This window comes from Nocardia sp. NPDC055053 (assembly GCF_053608285.1).
Window position 1 is genome coordinate 12,576 of record NZ_JBSGVD010000036.1, and the last position, 20,798, is coordinate 33,373.

14 protein-coding genes, 2 pseudogenes and 1 riboswitch are annotated in these 20,798 nt (G+C 67.4%); of the genes and pseudogenes, 3 read left to right on the forward strand and 13 right to left on the reverse strand.

Features of this window, described 5'->3' with window-relative positions:
• Positions 1 to 143: 143 nt before the first annotated feature.
• Positions 144 to 542, forward strand: a complete 399-nt coding sequence (locus ACWF82_RS28050; protein WP_452505937.1) for a hypothetical protein — start codon at positions 144 to 146, stop codon at positions 540 to 542.
• A 225-nt stretch (positions 543 to 767) separates the two neighbouring features.
• On the opposite strand, the gene ACWF82_RS28055 is transcribed toward ACWF82_RS28050, so the two are convergent.
• The 8 genes and pseudogenes from ACWF82_RS28055 to prpD all read right to left on the reverse strand — a co-directional run bounded on the left by ACWF82_RS28055 (position 768) and on the right by prpD (position 12,129).
• Positions 768 to 1,178, reverse strand: a complete 411-nt coding sequence (locus ACWF82_RS28055; protein ID WP_452505939.1) for a DUF4189 domain-containing protein — start codon at positions 1,176 to 1,178, stop codon at positions 768 to 770.
• Between the two features lie 682 nt (positions 1,179 to 1,860).
• Complete coding sequence (locus ACWF82_RS28060) at positions 1,861 to 3,015, reverse strand: hypothetical protein (protein ID WP_452505941.1); 1,155 nt, start codon at positions 3,013 to 3,015, stop codon at positions 1,861 to 1,863.
• A gap of 112 nt (positions 3,016 to 3,127) precedes the next feature.
• A complete protein-coding gene (locus ACWF82_RS28065; protein ID WP_452505943.1) occupies positions 3,128 to 7,258 on the reverse strand; it encodes a WGR domain-containing protein in 4,131 nt (1,376 codons plus the stop codon).
• A gap of 509 nt (positions 7,259 to 7,767) precedes the next feature.
• Positions 7,768 to 8,022 (reverse strand): annotated as a pseudogene (locus ACWF82_RS28070) (hypothetical protein); the annotation flags it as partial.
• Between the two features lie 2 nt (positions 8,023 to 8,024).
• Positions 8,025 to 8,483 (reverse strand): annotated as a pseudogene (locus ACWF82_RS28075) (biotin carboxylase N-terminal domain-containing protein); the annotation flags it as partial.
• Between the two features lie 105 nt (positions 8,484 to 8,588).
• A complete protein-coding gene (locus ACWF82_RS28080; protein ID WP_452505945.1) occupies positions 8,589 to 9,713 on the reverse strand; it encodes a bifunctional 2-methylcitrate synthase/citrate synthase in 1,125 nt (374 codons plus the stop codon).
• On the reverse strand, positions 9,713 to 10,627 hold the full coding sequence (prpB, locus tag ACWF82_RS28085; protein ID WP_452505947.1) for a methylisocitrate lyase: 915 nt from the start codon (positions 10,625 to 10,627) through the stop codon (positions 9,713 to 9,715). Before prpB ends, ACWF82_RS28080 begins: the two co-directional genes overlap by 1 nt.
• Entirely contained in the window at positions 10,627 to 12,129 is a 1,503-nt protein-coding gene (gene prpD / locus ACWF82_RS28090) for a 2-methylcitrate dehydratase PrpD (RefSeq protein ID WP_452506046.1), read from the reverse strand. The genes prpB and prpD overlap by 1 nt, the downstream gene beginning before the upstream one ends.
• A 154-nt stretch (positions 12,130 to 12,283) precedes the next feature.
• On the opposite strand from prpD, the gene ACWF82_RS28095 reads away from it, so the two are divergent.
• A complete protein-coding gene (locus ACWF82_RS28095; protein WP_452505949.1) occupies positions 12,284 to 13,714 on the forward strand; it encodes a short-chain fatty acyl-CoA regulator family protein in 1,431 nt (476 codons plus the stop codon).
• A 42-nt stretch (positions 13,715 to 13,756) separates the two neighbouring features.
• Here the strand turns inward: ACWF82_RS28095 and ACWF82_RS28100 are convergent, their stop codons facing one another.
• The 3 genes from ACWF82_RS28100 to ACWF82_RS28110 form a co-directional block, all read right to left on the reverse strand.
• On the reverse strand, positions 13,757 to 14,746 hold the full coding sequence (locus tag ACWF82_RS28100) for a methylenetetrahydrofolate reductase (RefSeq protein WP_452505951.1): 990 nt from the start codon (positions 14,744 to 14,746) through the stop codon (positions 13,757 to 13,759).
• Positions 14,747 to 14,822: 76 nt separating this feature from the next.
• Positions 14,823 to 16,124: a serine hydroxymethyltransferase gene (glyA, locus tag ACWF82_RS28105; protein WP_452505953.1), complete on the reverse strand. Its 1,302-nt coding sequence runs from the start codon at positions 16,122 to 16,124 to the stop codon at positions 14,823 to 14,825.
• 147 nt (positions 16,125 to 16,271) lie between these two features.
• Positions 16,272 to 16,452, reverse strand: a riboswitch (cobalamin riboswitch).
• 311 nt (positions 16,453 to 16,763) lie between these two features.
• Complete coding sequence (locus ACWF82_RS28110) at positions 16,764 to 17,384, reverse strand: TetR/AcrR family transcriptional regulator (RefSeq protein WP_452505955.1); 621 nt, start codon at positions 17,382 to 17,384, stop codon at positions 16,764 to 16,766.
• Between the two features lie 142 nt (positions 17,385 to 17,526).
• On the opposite strand from ACWF82_RS28110, the gene ACWF82_RS28115 reads away from it, so the two are divergent.
• Complete coding sequence (locus ACWF82_RS28115; RefSeq protein WP_452505957.1) at positions 17,527 to 18,318, forward strand: hypothetical protein; 792 nt, start codon at positions 17,527 to 17,529, stop codon at positions 18,316 to 18,318.
• Between the two features lie 33 nt (positions 18,319 to 18,351).
• Here the strand turns inward: ACWF82_RS28115 and ACWF82_RS28120 are convergent, their stop codons facing one another.
• Positions 18,352 to 19,416 carry a zinc-dependent alcohol dehydrogenase gene (locus ACWF82_RS28120; RefSeq protein WP_452505959.1) on the reverse strand — a complete coding sequence of 355 codons (1,065 nt, stop codon included), beginning with the start codon at positions 19,414 to 19,416 and terminating at the stop codon, positions 18,352 to 18,354.
• A gap of 86 nt (positions 19,417 to 19,502) precedes the next feature.
• Positions 19,503 to 20,735, reverse strand: coding sequence for an MFS transporter (locus tag ACWF82_RS28125; protein WP_452505961.1), 1,233 nt, complete (start codon positions 20,733 to 20,735; stop codon positions 19,503 to 19,505).
• Between the last annotated feature and the right edge of the window lie 63 nt (positions 20,736 to 20,798).

The following is a 20,798-nucleotide window of genomic DNA, read 5'->3' on the forward strand; positions in this document are numbered from 1 at the left end:
GGGGCTCCAGCGTGTTCGAGTGCACTCGCACACGAAGCAGAACACCTTGCACGTCCTTGACCTGCATGTACGTAAAACACAGGTGGCAGCTATGCCACTTTCAGCCTGTTCGGCGCCCTCGGTGCCGGGTCCGGTGGACGCCGGTGATCGAGCCCGTCATCCCGCCGCGGACCCCTCTTCAGGAACGCATCCACGGCCCGCTGCCGGTGCGTTTCATCCGCCACACAACCGACCCGGAGATCATCTACGGCTTCGCTGTCGTGGGTGATGCGGGCCGCGTCACCGACCGCGCGGCGCTCGCGGCGCTGGGCTGGCTACCGGGCACCCGGCTGACGGTGTCGTGTCCGGAGGACCGGCTGATTCTCGTGCGCGAGGCGACCGATGGCAATCACTGCCGCCGACCTCGTCGACACCGCACCAGCAGCCCCGACCTTCGCCGAGGTGATCCCGCGCGTCCGGGCACGTTTGTCGGCGGGTACCGCGCGTACCTACGGAACCCCTTTCGATCTACTCGAAATCACTGTGGCCGGAACGGTCTTTGACCGAGCCCACCGCCCTCGGCTTCACTCGCTCAGGTGCGCATCGACGGCGTGAAATCCAAGTGCGCTGGCTGGCGCGGTTCATGCACAGTGACTTCTGCTGTTCGGCCGATGCCAGTGTCCGTTGCCATTTGATGGTGACGCAGAAGATGGGTCGTGAGCGGCCGTGCGCCGAGTATGGAGGGGTGTCAGCCCGACATTCTTATCGAGGACCGTGCGGGAACTGGATCAAGGCCGGGTGCAGGCGTGGTCGCCATTGAACGAGCCGGCGCTTCCGGTGCCGGTGGGGAGGTTACGGGTGGCGTCTGCGTATGCCTCCCCTGGGGTCGTCCCTTTACCGAAGCCCACGATCGGGAACCCTGCGACGATCGCGAGCGGACTCGTCACGACTGCACCGCAGCCGTTCGCGAACGTCACCACCATCCGGCAGTCGATGATGCCTTGACCCTTGCACGCTCGGTCGGCGGCTCGAATGGCGTCGGCTTCCGTCGGGTGGTTGACCGAAAACGCGTAGACGTTGCCCCACACGCTGAGGGAAGCGGCGCCCCAGTTGACCGGGTCGGCGGCGGCGGGCGGTGCCACGAGGACGGCAGCGGCGCTCACCGAGAGCGCGGCGGCCGCAAAGGACTTGTTGAACATGTGGTGTGTGCTTCCTCTGCGCGCCGACCAGGTGCGGCGATCGCATGGAAGATACCGCAGCGCATGGACGCGAGGTCGCCCCAAAAGTCTTGGGGTCACGGCAAAGACCGTCACGAACTGCGGCGTTCGTGAGGGTCGAGATCGATGGGGCTCGCGCGCCACTGATGGCCCGTGCCTGCCGCGGCCGCCAAGCTGACCGATTCACCGACAAACTGCGCCAGAATTGACCAGCACAACCATGATGAGTGTTCGCCGTAGCCGTTGCACGACAGAGGCGCCGGATGCTCACGCTGTGATGAGCGACCCGAGACTTTGGGGTTGTGCTGTTCGTGAGCTTTGCGGCGGGAGGCGGGAGCAGTCGCTAGACGCGCAGTTCTCGTATCGTGTTGAGGTCGATATCGAGGATCTTCGCTTCGTGCTCGATGGGCACGGGGACTCCCCCTGAGTTGTCGATGGCGCGAGGCTATCCGACTCGCACGAAGCCGCCTCCGCACTACCGGTCCCACCGCGCCTTGGTGGCGTGGTCGTAGCGCCCGGGGTGGACAACCTCACCTGTGACGTCGCGCTGCACGGTTGAGGTCCGTTGGCATCGGCGAAAACTGACGTCATCGGTTGGCGTGTCCCCACTGCGTCGGCGTGCCTGCCGAACGCACGCTCATGCCGATTACCGTGCACTGGCGGGTCAGTCCGGGGTGACCTGCGTCCAGGTGTCGCCGCCGTCGTGGGTCAGGTATAGGCGATCCTCGCGGTCAGGAACCGAGGCGTACTCCAGGACCGCGAATCCTAGTTCAGGCGTGAAGAATCCCCCCTTCGCGAGGGTCGGTGTCTGATACATGTCCGTGCGCGGGTTCAGTGTTGTCGCCCAGGTGCGCCCGCCGTCGTGGGTAGTGCGCAGCGCCGTCGGGGCATCGCCGTCACCAGTCGGCATTACCACGACCAGGTCGTGAGTGCTGGTGGCTCCGATCAATTTGGCAGGAATGCGCGGGGGTGCGAGAGCACCGAGGTCGGTGAATGTCACGCCACTGTCGGTGGAGGAGAACAGATGGAATTCCCCGGACGACGGATCAGCCTCACCCGCCACCGCGCATGTCGCTATCAGTTCGGCCTGCGAGACCGCCGCCAGCCGCGGAGGGTTCGGATTGACGCACGGCAAAGTCCACGACGACCAGCTGCCATCGACGAAACGTGCGCCACCGGCGGGAGATTGGGAATTGTCAGGGCTGCTGACCATGACAACGAACCAGCTCGACGATCCGGCTCGCGTCAGTCCCAGCTCGACATAGGTTGATCGGTGAGCGCTGGAGGCGACATCGATCTGGAACGGTTGCGAGGCTGTGAAGGTATCGACGCCGACCGGACTGCTGAGCATTCGAACCTCACTGGTGCGCGGGTCGAAGAGCGCGATCTGCACGGTGCCGTCCGAGATCACAGGGTCGGTCCACTCGGTCGGTGCCATTCCCACCGGCACACCGACCCGGTGCCAGCTGCCGCCGCCGTCATGAGTGGAGTACAACTCGCGCTCGCGTTCTACGCCTGTGCCGGGGTGATAGGCCCATCCGTTACGGGAATCCGCGAACACGAGGCGAGTCACGGCGAACGGTGGCGGTGTCGACTTCCGCCAGCTTTGCCCGCCATCGGTGGTGTGGAACAACTCCTTGCACGTAGCCTTGCCGCAGCCCTCCCGGTAGCCGAGAATCCAGCCCTCGTCCGCGGTTACGAAGGTGACCGCGGTTGTCTGGAAAGCTGGCTGCGGATCGTCCAGCACACCGCAGCTCATCACGCTCAACAACAAGATGGCAATCGTGGTCTGTCGAATCAATGTGCTCCACTGCCGCATTCGGACTTCCTCCCACGGTCGAACATCGATCAGAGCGTCAGACCAGCCACCCTCGCGATCCAGATGAGGGTGGTGCCGTCTTCGAGGCCGAGTTCACCGACCAGAAGAGGGCCTAGCCGACAGCCTCCTGGTATCCGCTCTTCTCCTTGGCGGCAATTGTTTTCGCGGCATGGGCGGCGGCATCGGCCGGGGTGCGGTGGCGTTTGGTGTTGACGGTGCCTACGGTGCCTTCTTTGCCGTGCCGGGTGGCGACGGTATCGAGGCCGGGATCGGTGACGATCTCCCAGAACTTGGTGCCGTGCGGACCGGCGGCTTCGAAGTATCGGCGAGTGAGTCCGGGGCCGCGCCGCTGGCCGCCGAAGAGCATCATGGTTTCGGGCGCGGCCTGTTCGAGGTGGTCGGCGAAGAGACTCAGGAACGAGGTCGCGAGGATCCATGACAGCGACTTCTCCCACCACGCTTCGGACGGAGGCCCATCCGTGTGCGTGAAGACCCGGCCGTCGGAACTCGGCGACACATCGGAGAATACGGTGTCGACCGTCCCGTCGCGGCCGACCACCAGCGCGCTCAGGGTCGACAGCACGGGGTCCCACCCGAGTTGCTCGTCAGGGCGCAGTGCGGCCGTGTACTTCGCCCCGAGTTCGCGCATGCGCCCCCGCTCCTGCCGCACCTCGGCGGGGCCGAGGAGCCGCAGACCGATCTCTCCGATCCGCCACCCGGCGTAGCCGATGTGCTCCCACAGCGTGCGCAGTGTCGCGGGTAGCGGTGCCGTGAGCTCGGCTTCGAGAGCGTCGATATCCGCTGGCGTGGCGGGCGGGCCGATTTCCACCTCGAACCCGTGCAGACCGGGCGAATGCTCGGTGAATCCCTGTGCCACAAGGTATTCGGCGATCTCGCCGAGGGCGGCGACATGCCAGGCCGGGTCGCGATTGTCGTCGCGGATGCGAGCGCGGACCCATTCGGCGACAGTCAGTTCCTCGCGTGTCCGATAGCCCTTCCAAGTCACCCACTCCAGGGTCGACAGCGCCGCACCGGCGCGGTACAACTCCAGCTCCCGGCGTTCGTGAGCCGCCGCGAGTTCCGCGTCCACCGCGAAGTGGAGCCGGTCGAAGGCGACCAGGAGCTCACTGTCGGCCTCGGGCCGGTAGAAGGTGCGCATGATCGCCGCCCGACCTGGTAGGTACCACGGATCGGACTCGGCGTATTTCGCCGCCACGCAGGTGGCTTTCATTCGGGTGAAGGCGTTTTCGGCGGCTGCCTCGCCAGGAAAAGTGAGCCCGATCGTGTCGAAGCGGCCGTTGTTGACGCCCCACCGGTACACGATCTGGTCGAGATAGCGCACCAATTCGACGAATTCGTTGCCCGACGCTGTCCACAGCAACGCGCGCTCGGATTGCTCGCTGCTCTCGCCAAGGAAGCCCTGCATCCCGTGATAACCGATCGGACTCGGCTGGAAGGGAACGTCGCACATTCCGAATCCGTCGAAGGCGTGGATATCGCCGTCCGAGTCGAGGAACCACACCTCTCCCGTGCCACGGTCGGTGAGCAGACGTCGCCGCACGGTGGTGCCCGCCAAGGTCCCGAGGTCGTCGTCACTGATCCGGGCGAGCGGCCGCCCCGCCGCACGGGCTCGCTCGCCCTTGCCGAGCAGGGCGCGCCGTGCCGAATCGGCCTCTCCCGACAGCACGCCGGCGAGCCGGGCGCGCATGTCGTCGGAGATGAGCGGATCGTCCCACCCCCGTCCACGGGACAGGTTGTCGGGCTCGATGGCGTCGACCGCGAGGGATTCCCACCTGGCGTAGGCGATGCGGACCAGGTCGTACTCATCGGCTTCCACCGCGGCGATGATGCCGACGGCCAGCGCGTACTTGAACACCCGCTGTTCGGTCTCGTCCAGCGGTGTGGTCCAGTCGATGATCTCACGCAGCAGTTCGACCAGGGGCCATCGCTGCTTCACGTGATCGGTGACGGCATTGGCGTAGTGCGCGGCAGCGCGATGGTCGTACCGATCGCTCAACCGCTCCATGACATCCCGGTGCACCTCCGCCGAGAAGATCTCGCCGAGCGCGTTTCCCATCCGCCAGATGCTGCGTCGTTCGGTGAACAGCCGCTCGATCAACGCCGTGCGCGCGGTGTCGGAGTTCAGATTCCGCACCGCTGAATACAGGTTGGCGACCACATCCTCGAGCTGATCGTCCACCGTCCGCCCGTGGCTGAGCACCACGCTGTGAGCGCGGTCGGAATCGGCGTAGCGACGTCCGTAGTCGTCGAGCGCCGCGATGAGAAAGTCCTGCGCACCAGGGTGCCGGAAGCGATACAGCTGGTGGCCCGCGACATTGCGAGCGCTTATCCCGGGATGGGACACGATGGTGTCGATCATGGCGGCGGCGGCCCGCACGGCCTGCTCGGGCGACGCCCGGTGCAGCACAGACTGCTCGTCGAGCGAATCGAACAGCTGCTGCCACAGCGCTTCGACCGTGCTGGCGGGAGCGGGCAGGTCCGCCAGCCGCAGCAGCTCATCGAACACCGGCGGATGATGCGCCACCGGGGCCAGTGCGAGGCAGACCGCCTTCTTCAGTTCGTCGTTGTGCATCTCGGCGACGATGTCGGAGGCATCCGGCTCCGGTGTGTGCTCGAGCAGCCGGAGCAGCACCGGAACGAAGGCGCTGTCCGGGGAGTCCACCCGCAGCCCCTGGACCACGCGGGTGCGCACCGGGGCGGGCAGGTACTCGATACCGGTCGCGGCCAGCGCGGCCCGATCGGGGTGCGCACTGCCGAGCATGGCGTTCAGCGCCCATTCGATCACTTCGGCGTGCGATTCATCGATGTCCGCGCGCAGCAGAACACGGTGTGCGACAAGCTCGCTCAGACCGGCACCCTCGATCTCGGCCAGAACGGCGGCGTGGTCGCCTTCGCCAAGCCGCTGCAGGTAGGAGGACGAAGTCTGGGCGTCGGCCAGCCGGAGGTCGAGCTCCGCACGGGTCAGCACCGGTTCGGTCTCGCACAGTTCGTGGGCTCGACGCAGGGCGGTCAGGCACGCGCCGCTGTACGGGTCTTTGCCGAGCAGCTCTCCGGCCGCCGCGGCGAGCGCGGCGCCGTCGCGTACCAGCGGCGTCACCGCGGACAGCGCCCACACACGGAGCGGCCAGGCGCAGGTGGACGCGGGCAGCAAACGGACGAGGGTGTCCGCGGCCGGGCTGTGATCGCGGCCCGCCTGCCGATCCGCTTCGGCGCGCGTCAGTGCCGTGCCCGTCGTGACGGGTAGACGATCCAGGGTGGTGCCCACCTGTTCGGCGGTGAGCGTTCCGTTGTTCAGGCCGTGAACGATCCAGCTCGCCCGGCTCAGCGGGAGGTGCTCCGGTGCCATCTCCATGGCCGTGAGCGCGGCCCGCGTTCGCGCGTCGTCACCGGAGGCGACGAACTGCTGTAGCAGCGAACGGCGGACGCGGAACTCCGGCACGGACGCCACGTCGCCGTCGATCGCCAGCGTGCCGAAGACCTCGGCGAAGGCGCCAAGCAGATCGGAACGATCTCCGGCGCGGCCGATCTCGGCGAGTACGCGGGCGCGTTCGTCGTCCTGCACGAGCAGGGAGGTGTGCAGCAGCCAATAGATCGCCAGATGCGGATCCTGGTGCAGCAGTGGCAATTCCGCCTCGAACACCTTCCGTGCGGCGTCGGTGTCGCTCCACAGGTGCGTGAAGTGCCCTGCGGCGCTGGAGGTCAGGTCCTCCGCGGACTGCATGGGCTTTCCGTCGCGCAGCAACGGCTGCGCCAGCAGCCACACGAGCCACTGATAGCGCTCCGCGAGTTCGGCGCTGGTCGGGGCGGGTTCGGAGTCAGCGGCGGACGTCGGCGGGCGGAAGGAGTCGCGAATATCGAATGTCGACCGCTCGTCTTCGTCGTTCGCCTCGGCGCGCTCGAGCTCGTCCCGGTAGGCCAGCCAGTCGTCGAAAGAGCCGAACCACAGTTCCAGTTCCCGTGTTTCGTGATTCTGCCACCACACCCCGCCGCTGCCGCGAAGATCCAGCAGCGTGTAGTCGTCTCCTTCGTCATCGATGACGACGAAGCCGCTCAGCGATTTGTCGATCGCTCCGAAGTACGGGTAGTTGATCGCCACGTGGGCGTCCACGAGCGAGCCGCGGTCGCCCACCCAGTACTCGAGCAGCCGATCGTCGATGGCGCCGGCCACACGAGCGGGTACGGGCACGCCGAAGTAGCGGGTGGCGGATTGATGCAGGTCCATGGGGTCTTTCTGGGAATCGAAATGCGCTGTGCCGGTAGGAAAGATGGGTCCCTGGTCCGAGATGGCTCGCCACGAACGATCATTCCATTCGGGACGCTACCGTTCGGCTGTGACAAGAAGGGCGACGACGGCCAACACAGATGATTGGCACCATGTTCCCCGCTCGGACAGCTTCGCGGCAGGCACACCGGCAACTTCAGCGTCCGGCTCGACGACGGAGACGGCAACGAGGTGCTCCGGGTGACCAAGCAGCTCACCATCGCAAGCTCCTAGCGCTTCCACACAGGCAGGCTTTTCACCGCGGCGACACGGTGAAAAGCCTGCCCATGCGTGGGCCGCAGCTCATTCACGGGCGCCCAGCATGGCCTTGTATTCCAGGATGTAACGCGACGCCGAGGTCCACTACTCGCCGAGTTCGACCAGCAAGTCACCGCCTTCGACCTGTTGGACGGTGCTGATCGCCAGTCGACGCACAGTCCCGGCGCGCGGCGCGGTGATCGCCGCTTCCATAGGTTCAGGCCGGTATCGAATTCACTGTGTGCGGCGGCCGCGACAATCGCCGACAAGGCAGGCTGACTGGTCGTCCCTGCCAACGCCGCGCTGGCTCCATCCACGGCATCGGCACCCGCCTGCCACGCCGCCAGGTAGGTGGCGAGCTGACCACCCGGTGTGTCGTGGGTGTGGACATGGACGGGAAGGTCGAAGTTGCTGCGCAGTGCCGTCACGAGTTTCGCGGCCGACGGAGCCCGCAGCAGGCCCGCCATGTGTACTCGAACTCCTGCGACGCCGCCAGCAACGCGTCGATATCGGCGGAAGGCTCACTCGACTTCAACACCGGCAGCCCGGCGGCCTTGGCGGCGGCGATGGCGGTGGCCTTGTTACCGGCCATCTCGAGCACCGAGGCCGAGGGGCCAATGAAGGTGATGCCCTCACGCTCACAGGCCGCCGCGAGATCAGGGTTCTCCGACAGGAACCCGTAACCGGGATAGATCGCGTCGGCACCCGCCGACTTGGCCGCGTCGATGATCGCCTCGATCGACAGATACGCCCGCACGGGATGACCGGGTTCCCCGATCTGGTAGGACTGATCGGCCTTGTGCCGGTGCGGTGAGTTGCGATCCTCGTGTGGGAACACCGCGACCGTTCCGGCGCCGAGTTCGTATGCCGCGCGGAAGGCACGGATGGCGATCTCGCCGCGATTGGCTACCAGGACTTGGGAAAACATCTGCTCGGTCGACCTTGTCGAGTCGGGGGCGCGAGGGGTGGTGCGCCGGAACGGGACGGCGGTCCGCACAGTGGTGCGGACCGCCGACGAGGGACTAGCCGCGGGTCAGGCCACGACCGACCGTTGCGGCACCCCGACGTACTCGCTCAGGGGCCGGATCAGGGCGTTGGATTCGCCCTGCTCGATGATGTGCGCGGTCCAGCCGGTGATCCGGCTCATCACGAAGATCGGGGTGAACACCTCGATGTCGAAGCCGAGCAGGTAGTAGGCGGGGCCGGTCGGGAAGTCGAGGTTGGGCTTGATGCCGGTGGCCTCGTTCATGGTGCGTTCGAGGATCTCGTACATCTGGACCCACTTGCCGCCGTCGGTCGCGGCGGCGATGTCGAGGAACGTGTTCTTCATCGTGGGCACCCGGGAATCACCGTTCTTGTAGACCCGGTGGCCGAACCCCATCACCTTTTCCTTCTTGGCCAGCTTGTCGCGCAACCACTCCTCGGCCAGGGCGGGATCGCCGATCTCGAGCATGTCGTGCATGACCGCCTCGTTGGCGCCGCCGTGCAGCGGACCCTTCAACGCGCCGATCGCGGCGGTCACCGAGCTGTAGATATCGGACAGCGTCGAGGTGACGACCCGAGCCGCGAAGGTGGAAGCGTTGAAACTGTGCTCGGCGTAGAGGATCAGCGAGACCTCGAACGCCTTGACCAGCTCCCGCGACGGGATGCTGCCGAAGCACATGTTCAGGAAGTTCTCCGCGTACCCCAGGTGCGAGTGCGGCGGAATCGGGTCGAGGCCACGGCGACGCCGGTGGTCGGCCGCGACGATGGTCGGCAGTACCGCGAGCATCCGCAGAGCCTTGGCGCGGTTGGCCTTTGCCGAGTTGTCGTCCTCGGCCGGGTCCTCGGCGCCGAGGTAGCTGATCGCGGTGCGGACGATGTCCATCGGATGACAGTTGTCGGGCATCTTCGACACCAGCGACAGCAGCGACCGATCCGCGCGCCGGGACGCCCGCTCCTGCTGACAGAACCGCTCCAGCTCGAGGTGGCTGGGCAGCTCGCCGCGCCAGAGCAGATAGGCCACCTCCTCGAAGGAACAGTGCGCGGCGAGATCCTGCACGGCGTAGCCGCGGTAGGTCAGTGAGTTGGTCTCGGGCACCACCTTCGAGATCGCGGTGGTGTCTACGACGACGCCGGCGAGTCCCTTGTAGATGGTCGGTACAGCGATGTCGGTCATCACTGATCCCTTCTCAGCGCGAAATTGAAGATGTCGGAATCGAATTCGTTGTAGCGCTCGTACTGCAGCAGTTCGTAGAGGCGGCTGCGGTGCTGCATCCGGTCGAGCAGACCGGACTGGGTGCCCTGTTCGAAGATCTCGCGCAGCCCGGCCTCGGCGGCGAACATCGCCAGCCGCAGCGTCGAGACCGGGTAGATCACCGCGTTGTAGCCGATCTTCTCCAGCGTCGAGGCCGGGATCAGCTCGGACTTGCCGAATTCGGTCATATTCGCCAGCAGCGGGATGTCCACCGCGGCACGGAACTTCTCGAAATCCGCCGGGGTGTGCAGGGCTTCGGTGAAGATCAGATCCGCGCCCGCGTCGGTGTAGGCCTTCGCTCGGTCGATCGCCGCGTCGATGCCTTCGATGCCCGCGGCGTCGGTGCGGGCGCAGATGACGAAGTTCGGATCGCGCCGCGCCGCGACCGCTGCCCGGAGGCGCCGCACCATTTCCTCGACGGGGACAACGGCCTTGCCGTCGAGATGACCGCACCGCTTCGGGTTGACCTGGTCCTCGAAGTGGGCACCGGCGATGCCCGCGTCTTCCAGGAAGGTGACGGTGCGGGCCGCGCTCATCGGCTCACCGAAGCCGGTGTCGGCGTCGATGAGGACCGGCAGGTCGGTGACCCGGGCGATCTGGCGCCCGCGCTCGGTGACCTCGCTCAGCGTGGTGAGCCCGATATCGGGCAGCGCGAGATCGGCGGAGACCACCGCGCCCGAGACGTAGACGCCCTCGAAGCCGATCTCCTGGATCAGCTTGGCCACCAGCGGATTGAACGCGCCGGGGATGCGCTGGATCCGGTCCGAAGCCAGGCCTGCCCTGAACGCGCTGCGCTTGTCGGCGGCCGAGGTCGGCGATGCCAGCAGGCCGCTCATCAGAACAGCCCCTTCGGCAGCTTCGGCGCGCGGGCGAGGACCTCGTCGGAGACGGTGAAGTTCAGCTGGCCCAGCTCCTCGGCGGTCAGCTCCGGCGTGCGCTGGGCGACGTCGAGGAAGCGGTCCTGCTCGGCGGGGTCGATGACGCCATCGGCCAGGGTGCGGAACTTCGCGATGTACTGCTCCCGCGCGAACGGACGGGCGCCCAGCGGATGCGCGTCGGCGACACCCAGCTCGTCGACGATGACTTCACCACTCTTCAAGGTGATTTCGGCGCGGGCACCGAAGGCCTTCTCGTTCGGGTCGGTGGAGTGGTAGCGCCGGGTCCATTCCGGGTCCTCGGCGGTGGAGATCTTGTTCCACAGCTCGATGGTGTCGGGGCGCTGCGCGCGCTCGGGGGCGTAGGAACGCTCGTGGTGCCAGGTGCCGTCCTGCAGGGCGACCGCGAAGATGTACATGATCGAGTGATCGAGGGTCTCGCGCGAGGCCTGGGGATCGAACTTCTGCGGATCGTTCGAGCCGGTGCCGATCACGTAGTGCGTGTGGTGGCTGGTGTGCAGCACGACGGTCGCGATCTGGTCCAGATCACCGACCCGCTCGCGCAGGCGGAACGCCAGGTCGATCGGCGCCTGGCTCTGGTACTCGGCCGAGTGCTCCTTGGTGTAGGTGTCGAGAATGCCGCGCTTGGCCTCCCCGGGTGCGGGCAGCGGCACCGAGTACTCCGCGTTCGGGCCGCCGAGCAGCCAGGCGATGACACCGTCTTCGCCCTCCCAGATCGGCGAGGGGGCGCCTTCACCGCGCATCGCGCGATCGACGGCCTCGACGGCCATCTTCCCGGCGAAGGCCGGTGCGTAGGCCTTCCAGCTCGAGATCTCGCCCTTGCGCGACTGACGGGTGGCGGTCGTGGTGTGCAGGGCCTGCCCGATCGCCTGGTAGATCGTCTCGGTGTCCAGGGCGAGCAGGGTGCCGATGCCTGCCGCGGCCGAGGGGCCGAGGTGGGCGACGTGGTCGATCTTGTGCTCGTGCAGGCAGATCGCGCGGACCAGGTCGACCTGGATCTCGTACCCGGTGGCCAGACCGCGGATCAGGTCGGCGCCGCTGCGGCCGGTGTGCTGGGCGGCGGCCAGGATCGACGGGATGTTGTCGCCAGGGTGCGAGTACTCCGCGGCCAGGAAGGTGTCGTGGAAATCGAGTTCGCGGACCGCGACGCCGTTGGCCCAGGCGGCCCATTCCGGCGAGAACCGGCCGGGCACGCCGAACACGGTCGCGCCAGGACCGTACGCGTGGGCCAGTGCCTGAGCGCGGGCGTTGGCGACCGGCCTGCGGGTGATCGAGGCCGCGGCCACCGAGGCGTTGTCGATGATGCGGTTGACGATCATCTCCTCGGCGTCCGCCGGGACCGCGACCGGGTCGGCCGCTACCTCGGCGATCCGCCAGGCCAGGTGCTCCGTGCGCGGGAAGTCCTCAGCGGAACGGTAGGTGCGAACGAGGTGATGCTTCACAGCGGTGGCCTCCAAGACGTCGAATATTCACCGGACATTTCGCACGTTACACAGCACAGAACCCCAGCAAAATGCCTCACAAATGCCTAAATTTGCGGAACGTGACCGGTGAATCTGTGAAAGTTGTGAAAGTCGCCGGTGCTAGATTGGCCGTATGCAGAAGATGTACGCGGGCGCCCGGCTGCGCACATTGCGCGACCAGCGTGGCCTGTCGCAAACGGCCATGGCGAAATTGCTCGAGCTATCGGTGAGCTATATCAACCAGCTCGAGAACGACCAGCGCCCGCTGACTGTGCCGGTCCTGCTCAAACTCAATGCCACCTTCGATCTGGACATGGGTTTCTTCGCGGCCGATACCGACGCGCGACTGCTGGCCGACCTGCACGACATCTTCGCCGAGGATCCGGACGCCACCACGATCACCAACGCCGAACTGGACGATCTCACCGTGCGGGTCCCCGCCGCGGCTCGATTGCTGGTCAGCCTGCATCGCCGGCTGCGCAGCAGCACCCAGCAGATCGAGCAGTTCGCCGCCGGGATCGAGTCACCACCGGGCGGGGCCGTCACTCCGTACGAGGACGTGCGCGATTTCTTCTACGACCGCCGCAACCACATCCCCGAACTCGATCTCGCCGCGGAGGCCCTGTTCACCGAGAACCGGCTCGGCATCGGCGGGCTCGACCTGCAATTGTCGCGGCTGCTCAGCGAGCAATACGGCGTCACCGTCACGATCCGCTCCGACAATCCCGCCGACCCGGGACCCAAGCGCGTCTACAACCCGGTGACCAGGCACATCGTGCTGGCGCGCAGGCTCTCGGCCGGGCAGCGCGCGTTCCAGCTCGCCACGCAGCTCGCCTTCCTGTCGCATAGCCACACCATCGAGGCCATCACGTCGACGGTGAGTATGCCCGCCGAGTCACGGGATCTGCTGCGGATCGGGCTGGCGAACTACTTCGCGGGCGCGCTGATCCTGCCCTACGGCCGGTTCCGCGCTGCCGCCGAGGAACTGCGCTACGACATCGAGTTGCTGTCGTCGACGTTCGAGGTCGGTTTCGAGACGGTCTGCCATCGGCTCTCGACGCTGCAACGCCCGAATCAGCGCGGCGTTCCGTTCTTCTTCGTCCGCACCGACCGCGCGGGAAACATCTCGAAGCGACAGTCCGCCACCGCTTTTCACTTCTCCCGGGTCGGTGGTAGCTGTCCGCTGTGGGTGGTGCACGACGCGTTCACCACGCCGGGACGGATCCGTACCCAGATCGCGGAGATGCCCGACGGCCGCAAATATCTGTGGCTGGCTCGCACGACCGACGAGAGCACTCCCGGATTCCTCTCTCCCAAACGCGATTTCGCGATCGGGCTCGGCTGCGACATCGCGCACGCCGAGCGTCTGGTCTATTCGAGCGGACTACCGCTGCACGACGAGTCGACGGCCGTGCCGATCGGGGCAGGCTGCAAGGTCTGCGAGCGCCCCAACTGCGCGCAGCGCGCCTTCCCCCAGCTCGGCCGTTCGATCCGGGTCGACGACAACCGGGCCACCAATGTCCCGTACACGCCCGCGGACCACCGGACCGGCGACGAGAGCTGAATCAGCAACTGCCCGTGCGTGATCAGCCCGGTGGTCGACGCGTCAGGCGCCGATCGGGGCCGCCGTCACGCCGTAGCCGAGGTTCGTGAGCACCTCGCTGGTCGCCTTGGCGAAGTTCAGCGTGATGAAGTGCAGACAGGGCGCGCCCTCGCTGATCAGACGTTGCGCCATCTCGGTGGCGATCTCGATGCCTTCGGCACGCACGGCGGCGCGGTTCTCCTCCGGTCCATCACCCGCGGCTTTGCGGAGCCTGGTCATGACCGCGGCCGGCAACCGGCGACCGCACAGCTCCTCGGCACGGGTGACCGTGCGCAGCGAGGTGATCGGCATCAGTTCCGGGATGATCGGCTTGGCGCCCTCGATCGGGTCCATGGCCACCACCCGGTCGCGCAGCCGCAGGTAGTGCTCGACGTCGAAGAACATCTGGGTGATCGAATACTCCGCGCCCGCACGCAGTTTCGCGGCGAGGAAGCGGGTGTCGTGGTCCAGATCCGGTGAGCGATGATGCCCCTGCGGGAACGAGGCGACACCGACGTGGAAGTCACCCAGATCGCGCACGATCCGCACGAGTTCCTCGGCGTACTCCACGCCGTCGGGGTGCCTGGTCCAGTCGCCGAGTGGGTCACCTGGCGGGTCCCCACGCAGGACGAGCAGATTGCGGATGCCGGAGTCGGCGTAGGAACCGACCAGCGCGCGCAACTCCTCGACGCTGTGCCCGACCGCGGTCAGATGCGCCACGGGCAGCAGCGTCGTCTCACGCGCCAGCTCCCCGGTGATCCGGACGGTGCGGTCCTTGGTCGAGCCACCCGCACCGTAGGTCATCGAGACGAAAGCCGGGTGCATCCGCTCGAATTCGCGCACCGCTCGCCACAGCCGGGCCTCCCCCGTGGCATCGCGTGGCGGGTTGAACTCCACGGAGAACGGCACGCGCCCGATCGCGCCGGCGTGGATCCGCAGGCTACCGGCCACCGAATGGCCGGTGCCGCCGCCGGTTTCACCGCAGTACGGCCGCCCCGAACTGGTTGTCGTCATGATTGGTCTCCTCAGCCCCATCGTGTCCTCGGCTCGCCCGTACTCGCTCGGCCGGCATCGGGCAGTGCGCAGCGGTTCAGATGAGCGCCCAGTCCTCGAGGCCCTGGTAAAGCGGGACACTCTGAGCCAGCTTGGACACCCGCGCCCGCAGCGACTCGGTGTCCGAGGTGCCCGCGAGGGTAGCGGCGATGATCTCGGCGACCTCGCTGAACTCGGTATCACCGAAACCACGAGTAGCCAGGGCGGCGGTACCGATCCGCAGACCCGAAGTCACCATCGGCGGACGCGGGTCGAACGGGACCGCGTTGCGGTTGACGGTGATACCGACCTCATGCAGGAGGTCTTCGGCCTGCTGACCGTCGAGTTCGGAGTTACGCAGGTCGACCAGGACCAGGTGCACGTCGGTGCCGCCGGTCAGGACCGAGACACCCTTGTCCTTGACGTCGGCGCCGGTCAAACGTTCGGCCAGGATCCGGGCGCCCGACAGGGTCCGCTGCTGACGGTCGGCGAACTCCTCGGTCGCGGCGATCTTGAACGCGGCGGCCTTGGCGGCGATCACGTGCATGAGCGGGCCGCCCTGCTGACCCGGGAACACCGCCGAGTTCAGCTTCTTGGCGAATTCCTGCTTGGCCAGGATCAGACCCGAACGCGGGCCGCCGAGGGTCTTGTGCACGGTGGAGGACACGACATCGGCATAGGGCACCGGCGACGGATGCAGACCGGCGGCGACCAGACCGGCGAAGTGCGCCATGTCGACCCACAGGTAGGCACCGACCTCGTCGGCGATCTCACGGAACCGCGCGAAGTCCTGATGCCGCGGATACGCCGACCAACCGGCCACGATCACCTTCGGCTTGGCCTTGACCGCGATGTCACGGACCTCGTCCATGTCGATGCGGTGATCTTCCTTGGACACACCGTAGGAGTGCACGTCATAAAGCTTGCCCGAGAAATTCAGGCGCATACCGTGGGTGAGGTGACCGCCGTGGGCCAGGTCCAGGCCGAGCAGGGTTTCGCCCGGGTTCATCAACGCCATCAGCACCGCGGCGTTGGCTTGGGCGCCGGAGTGGGGTTGGACGTTGGCGAACTCGGCACCGAAGAGTTCCTTGGCGCGGTCACGGGCCAGGGTTTCCACCACGTCGACGGCTTCGCAGCCACCGTAGTAGCGGCGGCCCGGGTAGCCCTCGGCGTATTTGTTGGTGAGCACGGAACCCTGCGCTTGCAGGACCGCGCGCGGCACGAAGTTCTCCGAAGCGATCATCTCGAGGGTGTCGCGTTCGCGGGCGAGCTCGCCCGCCATCGCGGCGGCCAACTCGGGATCGAGCTCACCGAGAGACTGGGTATTCACCGAGCGGGCGGTGGTAGCGAACTTGGCCACGATGTGTTCTCCGTCGACTGGCAGCAACGGCCGCCGCCCTAGCGACGCACCACAGCGAACCTCACTCGCACAACACGATTCGAGAGTTCGCCGGTGTACGCCCGATCCACGAGGCGACGACCGCCGGACGCGGCGCGCCCGGCACAGTGGCAGGTCTTCGGACTCGCGGGCGCCGACCGGGGCTCCCCCGGGCCGACCTACTGACCATCGCTTCCCGGGCATGGGTAGCCCAGTGCCGTTGACGGCGTTCGTTCCTGCTCACCGCTGCGGGACAGTCCCGGATTTCCACCGGGTTCCCTCTCCACCACACGACAGTTCTGTCGCGCCAGGTGTCGACACCGGCGGCGGCGCGGGGGCTCCCGTCGTCCTCGCCACCGGCGAACCAGCTGCCCGGACAGCATACGGCCATCCGCGCCCCGATACCCGGAGGGGCCGGGATACCGAACGGCCTCGGTGCCTCCCCCGGGAAGCGACGGCCAGTAGGTCGGCCGAGCCAGGCCGGTGCCCGCGAGTCCGAAGACCTGCCCGCTGTGCCCTGGATTTCACCGCGGGGGGCCATACTGCGGCCCGTCGCCTCGATCCCGGCGCTGACCGCAAGCTGGTGGTCGCGGGGGCCATCACGTCGGGAGGCGGTCCGGGTCAGTCTGTCTTCCCGTACAGGGCGATGGTCTGGTCGATGCAGCGGGTGACGAACGTGTCGTCCAGGGGTAGGTCGGTGACCATCAGGCGGAAATACAGTGGGGCGGACAGGGTTTCGATGACCTCACTCGGGTCGGTGCCTGCGGGGAGTTCGCCGCGTTCGACCGCCTTGTCGATGACGGGTGCGGTGCGTTCGAAGCGGTTGTCCCAGAAGCGGCGGCGGGCGGTGGCGACCTCGGGGTCGACCGACAGCGCGATGGCCGTGCCGAGCAGCCTGGCGATGCCGGGGCGCGAGATCAGGTGCGAGATCTGGTCGGCGAGCTGTCGCAGGTCCGATCGCAGGCTTCCGGTGTCGGGTGCCGGGTTGCCGACGGCCGCGAGTTCGGTGACGGCGTCGGCGAGCAGTGCGGTGCGGGTGCCCCAGCGGCGGTAGATCGTCGTCTCGGCGACCCCGGCGCGGGCCGCGACGTCGCCGATCGTCAATCCTTCGATGCCGTGCTCGGCGACCTGATCCAGCGCCGCCGCGAGCACGGCTTCACGCACCCGGGCCGAGCGCCCGCCGGTCCGCCGTCGCGGCTCGGGGGGCGAGTCGCTCTCCAGGCTGGGCTCTCGTTCGACCATGGACCCGTTCTACTCGATGCCCACCGCCGCGGACCACCCGGAGACCGGCGCGCGCCCGCCAGGCCGCTAATGCAAGTTGTGCTAGCTTTAACAATAGGCGTCACTCGCCGAGTTGAGCCACAACGAGAGAGGCAGAATCGCCATGGCCGATCCCATCGAGATCCACGCGATCGTGGGAAACCAGCAGGTGTCCCGTGACCAGGTCAGGGCATGGGAATCCCGCCGGGCCAACACGGTCCTGAAGAAGTTCGCCTCGCGGCTGGGCGGCTACGGGATGGCCGAGGTCATGCCGGAGCAGACCCTCGACGAGCTGCTCGCCGGCCCGCTCGACGCGCGACGCGGGGCACTGACCACCATGAAGACCAGGCTCGGACACGCGGGCGTCTACGCGATGCTCCGGCACGAACTCGCGCTGTCCGAACGAATGGCGCGCGTCGGCATCGCGGCAAGCCGGGGCCGGACCAAGCAATCCATCACCCACCTCGAAGTCCCCGGCTGCTCCGCCGAACTCTTCGCCACCTGGTTCGACAACCTCGTCGCCCACAACGCCGAAACCGAGATGGTCGACGCGCACCCGGACCACTATCTGCTGCGCGGGCTCGACGACGGCCGCCAGGAAGTCGTCGAGACCACCGGCGGATCCCCGGCCGCCTCACGCTTCGTCGTCGATTACACCCGGACCGACTCCCTGACGATCCCGATCGACCCCGGCTATCCCCTTCAGATCGCCGGTGTCGCCCTGCTCGACGACGGCCTGGCCATCGGCGGTGTCCGCCACCAGTTCCGCGACCGCGACGGCACCCTCCAAGCGAAGCTGACCGTGCAGTTCCCCGCCACGCTGCCCGGCCGGCTGATCACCCAGCACGAGTGGCACCTGGCCTGCGAATTCAGCAACTGGATCATCGCGGCCGCCCCGTTCACAGCCACGTCGTAGCGCATCGGTCCGGCCGGGCGAGGTGAGCCGCGGTCAGGCTCCGGGATCGATGAGGATTTTGCCTTCCACCCGGCCCGTGGCCAGCCGGTCGAGCGACGCACCGAGATGTGCGAGTCCTACCGGGGCTTCGGCGAATTCGGTGCCGAGCACGGGATGCCCTGCCAGGATGTGCAGCGCGGCAGGCAGATCGGTCTCGCAGACGTGCGCCAGCGTTGTGTCGAGGGTGACCTCCCGGAAGATCATCGAGTGCAGGTCGAGGGCGGGCTTCTCCTTGGGAATGCCGACGGCTTGGACACGGCCACCGTCGACGACCATCTCGAGTGCCGCCGCCAGCTGGCCCGGCGCCCCACTCGCCTCGATCACCACGTCGGGTTTGCGGCCACCGAGCGCGTCGGCGACATCGGCCGCGATGGACTCCGACGGAACGAGAGTGCGATCGGCGCCGAGGCGTCGCGCGCGTTCGAGGCGGCTGCCGGGAAAGTCGACGACGGTGATGTCGAAGTCGCCGAGGTGGCGCAGACCGGCGAGGACGAAGGAGCCGATCGCGCCCGCGCCGATGACGACGACGTTGTCGCCCTCGTGCGCACCGGCCCGGCGGGCCGCGTGGATGCCGACGGCGAGAGGCTGGGCGAGTCCGGCGTGGTCCACCGGCAGCCCGGTGGGCAACGGGCGCAGCGTCTTCGTCGGCACCGCAACGTATTCGGCCATGCCGCCGTGGACATTGAGTCCGAGGGTGCGGTACCGCGCGCACTGATTGGTGCGACCTTCGCGGCATCGCCTGCAGTCCCCGCACCAGACCCCGGCACCGCTGGCGACCAGGGCGCCCGCAGGTAGGTCGGATCGCGGGTCCGCCGCGACGATCTCGCCGACGAATTCGTGGCCGGGGATGATGGGGCCGACGTGACCGCTGCTGGGGTGACGGCGGTGCACGGGAAAGGTTTTCGGCCCGGCGGTCCACTCGGAGGCGTCGGTCCCGCAGATTCCCGATCGCAGCACGCGCACGAGCGCTTCCCCGGTTCCCGGGGTGGGGATGCCGACTTCTTCGAGCCGGATGTCGCGGGCGCCGTAATAGACGGCGGCTTGCATCGTCGATGGCACAGCAGTGTCTTCCTCGTCGAGATGGTGGATCGGAGTCGGGCGCCGGTGCGTGATCCGGGCCGGTCGACCGACCCGGGTCAGCGGTGTCACACCGTGGCGGGTGCGTCGTCGCGGGGGTCGGTAACCGGTTGGGCGAGACGGTCATCGGCGACAGTGCTGCTGCGAGGCAAGAACAATGCCACCACCGCGGCGAGGCCGAAGAAGCCCGCGCACACAATCAGCCCGCCCTGGAAACCGATGCTCGCCGCCAGCCCCGCCAGGGCGAACGGCGCCAGCGCCGATACGCCGCGACCGACGTTGAAACAGAATCCGGCACCGGTGGCGCGAGCCCTGGTCGGGAACAATTCGCCGAGGTAGGAGCCGAAGAGGCCGAAGAAGGCGGTGAACGCGCCGAACAGCGGTCCCATCCACAACAGGGCGGTCTCCTGGGTGGTGAGCGCGTAGATCGGCAGCGTCAGCGCGACGCCGAGCAAAGTGATGATGATCGTGCGATGCCTGCCGATGTGGTCGGCGAGGTAACCGAAACCGTTGTAGCCGGCGAACATTCCCAGATTCACCATCGTGACGAACAGGGCCACCGAGGTCGACGGCAACCCACGCTCGGTGGTGAGGTAGGTGGGCAGCCAGGTCATCGCTCCCCAGTAACCGAACAGCGCCAGCGCCGCCATGAGGGTGCCGAGCAGGGTTCGGCGGCGCAGCGAGGAGCCGAGGACATCGCGCACCGAGACGACGTCGCCCGCATTGCCTGCCTTCTGCGCCGCCCAGCTGGCGGATTCGGCGAAGAAGATCACCACGATCGCGATCGGCAGCACCACCGCGGTGCCCGCCACCAGGAACATCAGCCGCCAATCCGGCAGGAACCAGCCGGAGATGGTGGCGGCCATCGCGCCGCCGGCGGGGAAGGCGCTGATCACGAACGCGGCCGCGCGGCCACGGTGCTTCTCCGGCCAGGTCTCGACCACATACGCCGAGACCACGCTCCACACCGCGCCGAGCCCGATACCGGCGAGGAACCGCAGCAGCAGGAACAGCTCGAAGTTCGGCACGACCGCGATCGCCGCGGTGAAGGCGCCGAAGGTGGCCAGTGAGGCGAGCAGTGCCTTCTTGCGACCGAAGTTGTCGGCCACATAACCGCCCAAGACGCTGCTGACGCCGATGCCGACCAGGGTGGCGGTAGCGAGGAGCCCACCCTGGGTGATCGTCAGGCCCAAGTCCTCGCGAATGGACGGTAGCGCCATGGACAGCAGGACGATCTCCAGGGCATCGAACAGGTAGGCGAGGAAACACCCGCCGAGCACGATCCAACGAGTACGTCGCATCGTTGTACCTCCAGTGTGAGCTGCCGGGCTCGGGCCCTGGCAGCGGTGATCTTCGAAGTTCCG

Excerpts from the sequence above, each read along its gene's own strand:
- ACWF82_RS28065 (WP_452505943.1), bottom strand. The coding sequence starts at position 7,258 with ATGGACCTGCATCAATCCGCCACCCGCTACTTCGGCGTGCCCGTACCC.
- ACWF82_RS28080 (WP_452505945.1), bottom strand. The coding sequence starts at position 9,713 with ATGACCGACATCGCTGTACCGACCATCTACAAGGGACTCGCCGGCGTC.
- ACWF82_RS28115 (WP_452505957.1), top strand. The coding sequence starts at position 17,527 with ATGGCCGATCCCATCGAGATCCACGCGATCGTGGGAAACCAGCAGGTG.
- prpB (WP_452505947.1), bottom strand. The coding sequence starts at position 10,627 with ATGAGCGGCCTGCTGGCATCGCCGACCTCGGCCGCCGACAAGCGCAGC.
- ACWF82_RS28095 (WP_452505949.1), top strand. The coding sequence starts at position 12,284 with ATGCAGAAGATGTACGCGGGCGCCCGGCTGCGCACATTGCGCGACCAG.
- ACWF82_RS28060 (WP_452505941.1), bottom strand. The coding sequence starts at position 3,015 with ATGCGGCAGTGGAGCACATTGATTCGACAGACCACGATTGCCATCTTG.
- ACWF82_RS28110 (WP_452505955.1), bottom strand. The coding sequence starts at position 17,384 with ATGGTCGAACGAGAGCCCAGCCTGGAGAGCGACTCGCCCCCCGAGCCG.
- ACWF82_RS28100 (WP_452505951.1), bottom strand. The coding sequence starts at position 14,746 with ATGACGACAACCAGTTCGGGGCGGCCGTACTGCGGTGAAACCGGCGGC.
- ACWF82_RS28125 (WP_452505961.1), bottom strand. The coding sequence starts at position 20,735 with ATGCGACGTACTCGTTGGATCGTGCTCGGCGGGTGTTTCCTCGCCTAC.
- ACWF82_RS28055 (WP_452505939.1), bottom strand. The coding sequence starts at position 1,178 with ATGTTCAACAAGTCCTTTGCGGCCGCCGCGCTCTCGGTGAGCGCCGCT.